Genomic DNA, 13564 nt, shown 5'->3' with positions numbered 1-13564 from the left:
TCTATTTCTTGCACTCGGTTGGTATCGTCAAAATCGCCGTTGCGTTGCAAAAGGGTAATGTTTCCGTTTTTGTCGTATTGCGCACTTTCGTCGTACGAGCGCCGAACCGGATTCGTAGCACCGGGCCGTTGGTAAGCTGCCGCACGCAACCGATTCAACCTATCGTAGGTATAGCCGTATTTACGCAAAATGTTGTCGCTGGCACTGCGCCAAAAAACTTCGGAAATGTTGCCGTTGTACTGCTTCTCAACCACATCGCCAGCTGCCGCCGAAGTGTTTGAATTATCCTGATGGTTGATCTGATACGCAAATAAATCGCGCGGTACAGTGGCACCTTCGGGTTGGAGGTTGTTAACATCATTCACCGACTTCAACCAGCCTCGTATGTTGTATTTATAATCCACTTTTTGATGATAGGCTCCCGCGGTAATATCGGTTCCGCCCACATATTGGGTGTACAATGTACCTAAATCGTCGTAAAAATTGGCAAAAAGCATTTGTGGCGTTTCACTGTTAATGGTGTGGTACTGCCTCAAAAGGCGGTCGTTGGCGCTGTAAGTGAACGAATTTTGCGTGGTAATTGCTGCGCTAGCCGCTAATCGTTTATGCTCGGCAGTAACTGTATTTACGCGTCCGGTAAACGCATTAATGTTGTTTGTAACTACATCCGAACCTCCTAAATAGTTACTCAACAAGGTTTTAAACACATAACCTCTTCTCGTATAAAAAACAAAAGAAGTAGTTCCGCGGGTATCTGTTGCTGTTGTTACCGCGCGAACCCAGCTCGATGTAGGCAACGCTCGTGGTAAAACAGTATTGTTGTAATAGGCCTCGCTTAGTGTTGTAGAAAATGGAATGTTTGTAGGTACAGGTACGCTGTAATTATCAAAATAATTCACGCTAAGAACATGATAAGCTGTTGTTGGCCAACTCACTGTACTGTATCTAAAGCTAATGTTGTTAACCGTTGAAGTTGTCGAAGCCAATTTGTTCTCGTTAAAATTGGTTGTAGCTGTGTTAAGTTGCGTCTGAAGCGTTAATCGACGCGACTCGGTTACCGTATCGGCAAGCCAACCTGTAAGCACCGAGCGTGAAAATACGTCGTATTTTAGGATATTCCACCCTTGTTCTACTCCCGTAAACGGACTCAATGTCGGACCAACCGCTTTTGGTCGGTTCAAGTTATCGTACAAAGTGTATTGCATGATTTTTCCGGGCTCTTTTTGTACTACGAGTCTGTTTCGCTCGTCGTATTGGTACTGATACCCTAAATCATTTAAAATGTCGGTTGTTATTGTTTGCTGATGTTTAATAGCAGGCGGCAATACATAACTCAAGTTATCATATTGGTCGTAAACATAATAGGTATCGTGATTTTCATTTACGGTTTGCCCATCCACAACCGACTCTCCGAAAGCACGTTTTAAAATTACTTTCCCGTCTATAGTTGTAAATTCAATCGTGGTATTATTGAGTCCATCAGCTGGTTTCCAGTTTTCATTTCGAACCAGCGTTTTGTACAAGGTATTTACTGGATAGTTTCCGTTTCTATTGAGCGTCGGAGCATAGAGCACACTGGTTGCCGTTGGATTTCCAGCAACTGCATTTGCGTCGAAGCGTATAACGGCGTCGGAAACGGTATTAAAGCCGTACTCCATACGAATGGTATGCTTTTCTGTGGCGGTCATCGACCAGTCGTTACCGGGACTCGCAATTTCTAGCGGACGTGCGTAAATCGATTTTTCGTAATTCGTTTCCACGAACGGATTTGTTGTAGCTTCTCGCGGCGGATTCGTACTGCCCGATGCATAGAACGATAAGAGTTCGCTTAGCGCTGAAGTAGAGTAATTGGTCGAGGTATTTTGGGGAAATGGCAAGTAGTTCTTAAGTTGCTTCCCGGAACTGTCGTATTCGTTGTATTGTACTAAATCTTTGCCCGATTCTGTTGCTTTTATATTTCGGGTTTGAATAAGTCGTCCAACACCATCGAAATATTGAAATTGAACGGCTGCCACATTCGGGTCGGGATTGGCAAATGGCGTAACGGTAGGTTGCTTATAAACAACGCTTTTGTACGTGTTTGGTGTTGATAAATTACCACTCGTATATTGTTGTTCCCAGAGCAAATTATTTTCAAAATCGCGCGCACTCACGAGCGCATTTAGGCGATTAACATCGTATTGAAACGAATGGCGCAGCCCTTTTTCGTCGGTTATGGTGGTTACGCCAACAAGTGGCTTGTGTGTATAGGTAGTAACAAAAGACGATGCTAAAGAAGCGTTATTTCTCAGGTTATCGAGCGCTGTCAGCAAATTGGCTTCGTTGTTTTCGATGTTAGAAGCCGATTGAATAGCCGTAATCAAAGAAGCAGGAATAGTGCTATACGTGCGATTTACTACTTTAGCTACTAAAAGTGTTTTGTTGTAGCCATAAATGTACGATGTTCGAATACCGGCACCGTCTTGGGTTTCAAGTACGTGGCCAAACTCGTCGTAAACAACATTTCTGTTGGTAATTACGGCGTTCGATGCTCCTTTGGCAACCGATTTATTAGCCGGAAGAAATGCGGCGTTAGTAGCAAATGTATTGAGGTATGAGGTATTTTCGGTAGCTACTAAAGTGCCGTTTTTGAAAATTCGGACAGCGCTTACCTGATTGATTCTATTTTTTGTAAAAGTTGAATTTCCTGTATGGTAGGTAATTTCTGTTCGATTGTTCAATCCCGTAGCATCGTTTATTTGGGTTGTAGAAAGCAACAAGCGTTTTGCAGTATCGTAAGTATAAAGCTCGCGAACCACGATTGGGTCTAAACTATTCGACTCGTATCTTCGTTCAATTTTCGATTCTAATACATTCCAGCCGTTCCGTGCGTTCATGCTTCGTAATCGGAAGTCTGAAACATCATAATCAAAGAAAGAATTTACGTACGAGGTGTGGTTTAACAGCGCGCCAGTTTGGTTATACACTTTCTTATCAAGTAAACTTCCTCGTCGATAATCGTAAAAAATCTGGCTTTGACTGTTGTTTTCGCTTATGGGATAATCGTCGCCAGCGGTGAATGAGTAGTCTGTCCAACCATTTTGAGAGTCGCTCACACGTACATTTTTATAGGTAATCGGCTCCCGCCCGTATTGGAAATCATTTGGTGGTTGGTTATTTCCATTTACCGAAATACCACTGCTAAATCCTTGTAATGCGGGTTCGAAGAAATTATATGAATAATCTATCTTCCGACCATTAGCCAATGTTATAGATTTGATGCGTACGCCGCCACCGTATTCAAATTTTGGTCCGTTCGGATTCGGATCTGTCTTTGTAATTCGAACATTAGCCTCCCATCCTGAAAAAATTCCAGCTCCTAAAACATAGTAATTTCCGGGACTGAGCGTAAAAAGCTGCCCATTGCAACGATTTAATCTGGCAAGATTAGGGTCAATAGTGCCGATTAAAGTGCCATTGCTGTGATATAACGAAAAGGTAGGCGGAATTTGGTTTGGAGGATTGATTGGATCTGGATTTTGCGATCCCGAACCACCCGGTGGTGTGTACGTAGAACTAGCTGCAAAGTAATAATTACCAGAAACCGAAACTGAAAAGTTTTTTTGCTGACTGGTATTCGGAATAAAAAAGAAATTTTGAATCGGGGTGTCTAAATAGTATTCATCGCGATACGGATGGTTATAGCCTTCAATCGGGGTCGGATCGGGCACTCTTTTATATGCAACTGTAGCCGGATTTGTACTTTGATCGGTTATCGTTTCAACTTTCGTCTTAACATAGGTATTTGATTCAAATTCAAAGACGATACTTCCGCCGGTAGGATAGGTTATTTTATTTAAGATACCGTTAGTACAGTAGTCGGGCGCTGTTCCGTAATTTGCTCCAAGATCGTCGCCAAAAGCACAAAACGGCTTATAGTTGGGGTATCCAAAACCATCAAACTTGGCTTCGGCACCACCTGGCAAACTTGCTACTGCATAACTAAATGTATAAACGTCTTTTTCCGTACCTAAGCCAGAATAAATTTCAAGTTTGTCGTTTGCAATTAGAGCTTCTTTTATGATTTTGGCAAAACTGTCGCGAAGTAGTACTTTAGTTAGCGGTTGAATCGGATTCCCATACACATTTGCTCCGTACTGAAATTCTAGATATCCAAAACCAGGCGATGTTATTCTCGTTCTTTGTTTGTAGGTGTAAGAAGGTGTTGGTACATTTACGTTGGCTTGCCGATCGGTGTATAAGTATTGCAAAACAACATTATTGTTCTGATCACTAACATTAGTTAAATGAAAAGCGGAGAAGTAGTTGTATTGCGGCTGCCCGGCTTGCGACTGGTAAATCTGTGATTCTTTGTCGTTGAAAAAATACTTCAGCCCCGAAGCCGTGTACAGTGTTATCGAATTGATGGTATTGTTTACTACCTCCAAATCAATTTCAACCTTTTCACCTTCATAATCAAATGGAAAAGCAACGATTTGGTTATTTTCATACTTTAAACGAAAACGACCCTGTGAACCACCAACGCTGTATTGAAAAATATCATTAGGTGTAGTGCCAGCATTTTGAATGGTAATTTCATCTAATTGACCATAAACCGTTCGTCCGATAACTGCGCCAGAAGCTAGTGTCCAACCTCTACCAATCTCGCCAATTGGAGCATCCTTTCGAATTCCGGATGGGTGGTACCGAAGGCTTAGTTGCTCCATCACCTCTGAACTGCGGGTTTGTAGCGAAAAGATGGGAAGTGAAATATTGGGAATTCCTGTATATAATTCGACAGGATATTCTTCAAAAGCTAACAAATTAGATACCTGAGGAGAAGGTTTCATTACTGAGGGAGCAATTTGAGCCGTAGCAACAAAGTGCAAACCTAAAAACAGCGATAGTAAAAATATTTTTCTCATGGATTCGATAAGTAGAATTAATTAGAAGCTTTAATGAATTTAGTGACTGCTTGACCGGAATTAGTACTTACTGTAGCCACGTAAATTCCCGGCTGTAACAAACTTGCATCGAAAGGTATTGTTCGATCGTTTATTTCTTGAGTATGAACTAGCTTACCCGCGATATCGTGAATCAGGAGCTTACCTGTATTAAAGCTAAATCCAACTATAAAGTTTGTGTAATTATGCACTGGGTTAGGAATAACTTCAAGCTTCTCGCGCTGTTTTTTGTCCGACTTTTTAAACTTTAACTTAGCAACTCTAAAATCGCGTTGAAAGGCGCGCGGCCCCTTCGTATTCTTCGTTTCGCCAGTACCTAATAAAAACAAACTGTTATCTCTAGCTAATAAAGATTTTCTAATTGTGTTTTCGCCATCTGCGGCTACACTAAATTCATCTGTAACTGAACCTGAATAATCAACCTGTATAACTTTGAAGCTACTATTCAGTCGGCCATGCTCCATTCGAGAATCCGTCTTCGCAGAAATCAATATTCGATCTTCTAAAAGTTCTAAACCTTGTGCTAAATCGTTTTGGGAGTAATTAAATTGATGCTGCTTTAGCACGGTAAATTCCGTGTCGAGCTCTACCATCCAAATATCAGTACCATCTTTGGCTGCAAGCGATTTATTTCCAGAAACATTACTGTTAGAGTTCAATACACAATACACACGATCCTGACCATTGAGTGCGAAATCTACCAGATCATCAGCACCAGTTCCTCCAAGCTCTTGTTGTTGAATAAGATCTCCATTCCCGTTAATTAACAGTAGTTTCGCATCATTTAATGGCTCGATGTCGGTACTCGAATCCGTAGAATTTGAATTATATCCAACCAGAAAATCTGCTCCCCAAATCAAAACCTTTACAGCAGTTTCGTTATAATTTCCGCCGTACGATTTTTGCCAAAGCTCTTCTCCTTTTTTATCCACTTTAATAAGATATAAATCAACTCCTCCAAACGAGGGCGTGGTTTTATTTCCCGACTTTCCCGAACTAGAATTTCCTAGAATCAAAAAGCCTTTGTCTTTCGTTTCAACAATACTAACAAGTTCCTCACTTCCGGCTCCTCCAAATGATTTTTCCCACTCAACTGCGCCAAAAGCATTCAATTTTAAAATCCAAAAATCAAAATCCCCATAGTATTCTGCTTTTTTTGATTCACTCGGCATTGAAGCACTATTTCCACCAACAAGAAATCCACCATCCGAAGTCCCAATTACAACTGTACAAATATCATTTTCAGAACCTCCAAAATTCCGTTCCCATTTTAACTCACCGCCCTCATCGATCTTCCACAACCAATAATCTAGTTTACCGAAATTTGATGTCGCTTTAGATTTTGAAGCGCCCGATAAACTTCCACCCGCTAACAAAATTCCATAGTCGGCCGTGGGAATGGCATCAAATAAAAATTCATCTGCACTTCCACCAAAGTTTCGATCCCAATCAAGATTTTGCGCATTTATAATTTGACTCAAAAAAATAAACACGTAAGAGAGTTGCTTTATTTTTAACATATCAACAAAAATTATAACGTACAAAACTATTCTTTATGCAGATTTAAAATTTATATTAAATGTTAACTTTGTGTTAACAATTATAAATTAATCACACAAGTACATTAAAGTACTTGTTTTTCAATTAATTATAAAAATTAATTAAATTAATTCTTCAGAGAAAAAAATAAAATTGATAAAATATTTATTAAAAAATAAAGTATAACACTGGTGAAAGCAGATTGTATTAAAATGCAAAAAAATGGAAACTTCTGAACCAAAAAAAGTTTTAAGTTTAAACCGATATTGTTAAGTAAGACTTTCTACAAAAATGCAGCACATCGATGCACAATGAAATCAAGTGCACTTTCGAAAAGACAATGAATAAAACAAGAGAATAAAAAAGTCCTACCCCACCACCGAAACCCGTGCCGCTACTTTCTTGGCCTGCGATGTAACGTAATCAATTTCTTTGTCTAAGTCGCCGTAAACCAACGCAACGCCCATCCGGCGATACGGTCTTGAAGTGGGTTTTCCAAACAAACGCACATCGCTGTTCGGTACCGAAAGTGCAGCATCTATTCCCATAAAACGAGGAGAATGGCTATCTGCAGCAGCTAAAATCACAGCACTAGCGCCTTTCTTTAACAATTGAATTTCATTAATAGGCAATCCCAACACGGCACGCGCGTGCAGCTCAAATTCGTTTAAATTTTGGGTGCCTGCCAAAGTTACCATGCCGGTATCGTGCGGTCTGGGCGATAATTCCGAAAAGTAAACCGCAGTTTTTGAAATAAAAAATTCAACACCAAACAAACCCGCACCTCCCAAAGCTTCCGTTACTTTGGCCGCCATTTGCTCGGCTTCGCGAAGCTGCTGCTCCAACATCGGCATCGGTTGCCAACTTTCCTGATAATCGCCGCGCTCCTGACGATGCCCTATCGGCGGACAAAACAAAGTCGGTCCGTTTTGCTGCGTCACGGTTAGTAGCGTAATTTCATAATCAAAATCAATAAAAGCCTCTACGATTACTTCTACTAAATCGCCTCGCGATCCTTCCACGGCATATTGCCAAGACTTCGAAATATCGTTTTGTGATTTTATAACCGATTGTCCTTTGCCGGAAGACGACATCAAAGGCTTTACCACACAAGGCATGCCCACCTCGGCAACGGCGGCTCGCAACGACGCTTCGCTGGTAGCATAGCGGTATTCGGCTGTTTTCAGATTTAAATCGATTGCGGCTAAATCGCGTATCGCTTTTCGATTCATCGTAAAATTCGCGGCTTTTGCGCTCGGCACAACCTGAATGCCCTGCTGCTCGTAGTCGTAAAAACGTTCGGTACGTATCGCTTCAATTTCAGGAACAATTATATCCGGACGGTGTTTGGCAATCACGGCATCGAGCGCTGCACCATCGAGCATGTTTATCACTTCGTAAGCATCGGCCACTTGCATAGCTGGTGCATTTGCGTAACTGTCGACCGCCACCACATATTGCCCCAAACGCTTACAGGCAATCACAAACTCTTTACCAAGCTCGCCGGAGCCTAGAAGTACGATACGTTTTTCCATACCTTTTATACAGAACACCAAGCGTTTGGACGGCTAATGCTATCGTAAAGTTCGATGCATCAACTAGGAAACCGCGGCTTGAATGCGATTAAATGCTTCGATAAGCTGATTTTCTGCGGCAGCGTAAGAAATACGAATACAATTCGGATTTCCAAATGCGTCTCCGGTTACCGTTGCTACGTTTGCCTCGGCAAGCAAATACAAGGCAAAATCGTCGGCGTTTTTAATTTCTGTGCCGCGCAGAGTTTTCCCAAAATAATGCGAAACGTCTGGAAACACATAAAACGCGCCTTCGGGTACGTTACATTTAAATCCGGGAATCGATTTCATTTTTTCAATAACCAAATCCCGACGCTGGTGAAAGGCTTGTACCATTTCATTCAAAACGCTCGGATCTGCTTGTAATGCCGTAATTGTAGCTCGTTGCGCAATAGAATTGGCTCCGCTGGTAACCTGACCCTGGATTTTCGTACAGGCTTTAGCAATAGCCTCAGGCGCGCCAATGTAGCCAATACGCCAACCGGTCATGGCAAAAGCTTTAGCCACACCATTTACGGTAACGGTTCGATCCAGCATGCCTTCAATCGAGGCTATACTGCAATACGAACCTGAAAAATTTATATGCTCGTAGATTTCATCACTTACTACTATAATCTGCGGATGATTTTTCAATACCGCACACAAAGCTTCCAATTCGGCTTTGCTGTACACCGAACCACTTGGATTACAAGGCGAGCTAAACCAAAGCATTTTTGTACCTGGCGTGATTGCATCTTGTAATTGTTGCGGCGTTATTTTAAAATCGGATTCTACCGAAGTGGGCACCACTACCGGAATACCTCCCGACAATTTGATCATTTCGTAATAGCTTACCCAAAACGGCGCTGGAAGGATTACTTCATCACCGTCGTTTAACAACACTTGGGCAATATTGTACAAGGATTGTTTTGCACCTGTTGAAACAACAATATTCGCAGGTTTGTAATCAAGCTGATTATCGCGTTTGAACTTCTGACAAATCGCTTCTTTTAATTCGGCGTAACCGTCGACAGGCGTGTAGGTGCTGTAGTTTTCGTCGATCGCTTTCTTTGCCGCTTCTTTGATGAAATCGGGCGTGTTAAAGTCGGGTTCTCCCAAGCTTAAAGAAATAATGTCTTTTCCTTGAGCTTTTAATTCGCGTGCCATGGCAGCCATAGCAAGCGTTTGCGAAACAGCAAGATTATTGATTCGATCAGAAAGAATGTGGGTCATGATATTAAACTAGAGACGGATTTCCAAGTGCTTTTAAATGTCTGAAATGAGCGTATATAGCCGAGCGAGTGGTTTTAAACTCGTAGTAAGGCAAATTGCATTCTTTGGCAGTTTGCTTTACAATTTCACCAATCTTACCGTAGTGAATATGACTGATATTCGGGAAAATATGGTGCTCGATTTGATGGTTCAAACCGCCTGTGAACCAATTTACAATCGGATTTTTAGGTGCGAAGTTCGCCGTGGTGTACAGTTGGTGAATGGCCCACGTGTTTTCCATCTCGCCGTTTTCGTTTGGCGTTGGATACGAGGTTTGATCTACCACGTGCGCCAACTGGAAAACGATACTCAGAATTAAACCTGCTGTGTAATGCATTAAGAAAAATCCTAACAACACTTGCCACCAATCGATTCCGATAAGAATTGGCAATAGAATCCAGATACTTACGTATAATATTTTAGTGATGATAAGCGTAGTCCATAAAATCTTCGGACTCTTCTCTTTTCCATAAAACAAACGACGCTTTAAATAGGCACGCATTTGTTTGAAATCGGTGGTAATAGCCCAGTTAAATGTGAGCAATCCGTATAAAAATACGCTGTAATAGTGTTGAAATTTGTGAAAACGATGCCATTTCGCTTCAGTTGTAAAGCGCATGATACGTCCGGCGTCAAGATCTTCATCATGACCATGAATATTGGTGTAGGTATGGTGCAACACATTGTGCTGAACTTGCCAATTGTACACGTTTCCAGCAAGCACATAAATGGTTGAGCCCATAAATTTATTGATCCAACTTTTGCTGGAATACGAGCCGTGGTTTCCATCGTGCATTACGTTCATTCCCACGCCAGCCATTCCTACTCCCATAACTACAGATAGCAGCAACATGGCCCACAAAGGCATGTCGAGGGTTAAGATTAAGAAATAAGGTGTCAGGAAAATAGCGAACATAATCACGGCTTTCAGGTGTAATTTCCAGTTGCCGGTTTTAGAAATATTGTTGTCTTTGAAGTAAGCATTCACGCGGCTGTTGAGGGTTCGGAAAAACTTCGCGGTGTCTTGCTTAGAGAAATTCGGAATTGTGGTATTCATAAAAAATTGTTGTGCTCAAAGGTAAAGAATTAGAGTGGAGCACGATGCATGAACGTAAAATTTTAGGTTTTGTTTTATCTGCGAGCTATCTTTTATTTGGGCAATGCGCCGCAACGGATTTTTCTCGTAAAACGAATGTGCAAAGCGGCGCCCGCGCTTTTTGCTGCAACTCCTCGCTTCCGATAGCTATCGGAATCGTTCCTCGTCGCTGTGGGGTTTCCGCGTCACTCGAGGCATTAGCCGAACTGTCCGAAGGAAATCGCTATTGCGAAAACGTTACTTGGTGACGTTCACCACTTGACGTATCTTTTTTGAGATGTTAGAAGCTAGTCCCGCTAGCTATCGGGAGAGAAGCTAGTTCCGATAGCTATCGGAATCGATGAATTCACCCTTTTACGTATCATGTTCCCAATCTAACCCACAATTCGTTGGTGCCTGAGCCTGTCGAAGGCGGATTTTTTTGAGAAGCTAGTCCCGATGGCTATCGGGATAGACACGAGTTCCGGTAGGTATCGGAATCGATGAATTCACCACTTCACGTATCGTTTTGCCCAATTGAACCACAATTCGTCGGAGCATGAGCTTGTCGAAGGCCGGTGCCTGAGCCTGTCGAATGCTAATGGAGATTTTTGTATTAAGATTTGAGTATTAAGACTTTGTGACGTTCACCACTTCACGTATCGTTTTACCCAACTGAACCACAATTCGTCGGGGCATGAGCTCGTCGAAAGCTGGTGCGATTTTTTGGTGGCTTGACACGTTCTGTGTTTTCCTCAACGGTATAATTCTTTGAAATTCAGTGTTTTCTGTGCGCTTAAAAAGCTGGTACGTGCGTTTGTCGAAGGAAAAACATTGTGTCTATTGTGAAACACTTTGTGTAACATTGCGCTCCCTCGCTACCTGAGATTGTCGAAGGCTAACCGCAAAGATTTACGCAAAGTTCGCAAAGGGGAAATTTTTCGCTTTTTTAGCTTTTAGCTTTTTAGCTGTTAGCTTTTAGCTTTTTAGCTGTTAGCTGTTAGCTTTTAGCTTTTAGCTTTTTAGCTTTTAGCTTTTTAGCTTTTTAGCTTTTAGCTTTTTAGCTTTTAGCTTTTAGCTTTTTAGCTTTTAGCTTTTAGCTTTTTAGCTGTTAGCTGTTAGCTGTTAGCTGTTAGCTGTTAGCTGTTAGCTTTTTAGCTGTTAGCTTTTAGCTTTTTAGCTTTTAGCTTTTTAGCTTTTAGCTTTTTAGCTTTTTAGCTGTTAGCTGTTAGCTTTTAGCTTTTTCCCTTACGTCGCTTTTCCGCGCGAACGGGTGCAGCGACATACTTTTTGGCCTTGCGTATTTCCACTATAGTTTTGCCAAAAAGATACAGCGGAACACGTGACGGCGTGAACAACTTTTGCGCAGCGACGACTCGTTTGCCGGCGCGCCCAAAACAAAATCAACTTTAAAACGACTGGAAATGCGAGGTGCACTTTAGATGGAGCGATTTAAACTTCAATTCCTACTTTTGCAAAAAAAGCCATGGAACAAATTTTAGCGTACTTTCCGGACCTAACAAGCAGCCAACGCGCGCAATTCGAGCAATTGGAAGCACTGTACACCGACTGGAACGCAAAAATTAACGTGATTTCGCGCAAAGACATCGATTCGTTGTACGAAAAACACGTTTTGCACGCCTTAGCCATCGCGAAAGTGCAGGCGTTTTTACGCGACGCGCACATCTTAGATGTAGGAACAGGCGGCGGATTTCCAGGAATTCCGCTGGCGATTTTATTTCCCGAAGTGCAGTTTACTTTGGTAGACGTGATTGGCAAAAAAATCAAAGTTGTTGAAGCCGTAGCCGAAGCTTTGGAGCTTAAAAACGTTAGTGCGAAGCAGCAGCGTGCTGCCCAAGTTCCGGGACATTTTGATTTTGTGGTTAGCCGCGCCGTGACGAATATGTCGGATTTTGCCACTTGGGTAAACGGAAAATTCCGTTCTAAAAGTCGGCATGAACTTCGGAACGGAATTTTGTATTTGAAAGGTGGCGATCTGACCGAAGAGTTGGCAGATTTCCCGAAAGCGAAACAATATGACATTTCCACTTTTTTTCACGAAGAATTTTTCGAGACTAAAAAAGTAGTTTATGTTCCGTTTTAGTTTTTCACGAACTTAATGGTTTTGTTTCCGTAGGCTGAACTTACAACGGCCAAATAAACTCCGGAAGCGTAATTTGAAACATCAATCATTGTTTTCGAGTAGGTACCCATTAATTTTCCTTGTAAATTAAAAATTTCCACTGCAGTAATTTGCGCGTCGGTTACAAGCTCTAACTGTTGATTAACTGGGTTTTCGGCTAAGGTCAAACGATTGCTACCAATAGGTTCGAAATCGGTGTTAGCAAATTGCGAGGCAACTTCCACTCTAGTTCGGTTTTCATTGATCTGCAGCAACGGCACTGATAAAGATGTATTGGCTTGCCGCACGATTGGGAATTCAGGAACTTGGTTGTCGGTATAATAACTCGAACTTTGAATTAGAATGTTACCTACTACGCCGAAATTTCCGTAAGACAAGTCTAAATCTTGAACACTTCTCAATCGCGTTACGTTAAAAGTTTCGGAGCTACCAACGGCTAATGATCCCGATGCATCTACCGAGGTAGTTAAGGTTCCGCTGAAGGTACCGGTGTATTGCTGGTAAACGAAGGTACCTGAAACGGTGTCGTCGATATTTTGATAGCTGTAAGGGAGCGGATACGTTCCTACGGTTGCCGATGCAGTATCGTACTTAAGGGTTAAGGTATCAATTGTTAGTCCGATAATCTGTACAGTTGAACCCGAAATTATCGCATAGATATTTCCCGATGTAGCATTTCCGTCGACAATGCCGGAAGTTCGATAAACGTGTGTTGCGCCGGGAAAATTTGTTAATTCGGTTGCCGTAGGTGTTTCCACTGTTTCAACTACGGAGCCGTTTGTAGCACTCGGATATACCCAATTTTGGTCGCCACCGCCCGAATTTTGGTTGGGTAAATTATTGGGCTGTATTGAAGCGTAAAACATATTTGGGCCACCCAAAAAATTGGTAATGGGTTGTTGAGCAAACAATCCGACGGTGGAAAGAAGAAATAATGAAAGTAGTTTTTGCTTCATAAGAATCTGATTTTTAGTATCCTTAAAAGTACTAATTTTCTGTTAATGCAAAAGATTTTCACAGAAAAAATTAAAAAATAAAA

7 protein-coding genes are annotated in these 13564 nt (G+C 41.8%); 1 reads left to right on the top strand and 6 read right to left on the bottom strand.

The window, feature by feature from the left end:
- The 5 genes from Q0064_RS00795 to Q0064_RS00775 form a co-directional block, all read right to left on the bottom strand.
- The coding region (locus tag Q0064_RS00795; RefSeq protein WP_298142826.1) for a DUF6443 domain-containing protein at positions 1-4904 on the bottom strand (4904 nt) is incomplete at its 3' end.
- Between the two features lie 17 nt (positions 4905-4921).
- Positions 4922-6463 carry a T9SS type A sorting domain-containing protein gene (locus tag Q0064_RS00790; protein WP_298142823.1) on the bottom strand — a complete coding sequence of 514 codons (1542 nt, stop codon included), beginning with the start codon at positions 6461-6463 and terminating at the stop codon, positions 4922-4924.
- Positions 6464-6850: 387 nt separating this feature from the next.
- Positions 6851-8017 (bottom strand): formate-dependent phosphoribosylglycinamide formyltransferase, encoded by a 1167-nt coding sequence (gene purT, locus Q0064_RS00785; protein WP_298142820.1) that lies wholly within the window; start codon positions 8015-8017, stop codon positions 6851-6853.
- Positions 8018-8080: 63 nt separating this feature from the next.
- A complete protein-coding gene (locus tag Q0064_RS00780; RefSeq protein WP_298142817.1) occupies positions 8081-9268 on the bottom strand; it encodes a pyridoxal phosphate-dependent aminotransferase in 1188 nt (395 codons plus the stop codon).
- Between the two features lie 4 nt (positions 9269-9272).
- Complete coding sequence (locus tag Q0064_RS00775; RefSeq protein WP_298142813.1) at positions 9273-10364, bottom strand: acyl-CoA desaturase; 1092 nt, start codon at positions 10362-10364, stop codon at positions 9273-9275.
- Positions 10365-11868: 1504 nt separating this feature from the next.
- Between Q0064_RS00775 and rsmG the strand changes: the two genes are divergently transcribed.
- The gene (gene rsmG, locus Q0064_RS00770) at positions 11869-12486 is read left to right on the top strand and encodes a 16S rRNA (guanine(527)-N(7))-methyltransferase RsmG (RefSeq protein WP_298142810.1); all 618 of its coding nucleotides are present in this window, start codon (positions 11869-11871) and stop codon (positions 12484-12486) included.
- Here the strand turns inward: rsmG and Q0064_RS00765 are convergent.
- Positions 12483-13481: a T9SS type A sorting domain-containing protein gene (locus Q0064_RS00765; protein WP_298142806.1), complete on the bottom strand. Its 999-nt coding sequence runs from the start codon at positions 13479-13481 to the stop codon at positions 12483-12485. The genes rsmG and Q0064_RS00765 overlap by 4 nt on opposite strands.
- Positions 13482-13564: the final 83 nt, after the last annotated feature.

This window comes from Flavobacterium sp. (assembly GCF_027490375.1).
In the GTDB taxonomy this organism is placed as follows: Bacteria; Bacteroidota; Bacteroidia; order Flavobacteriales; family Flavobacteriaceae; genus Flavobacterium.
Note: the sequence above shows the minus strand (reverse complement) of the source record. Positions and strands in the feature narration are given on the sequence as shown.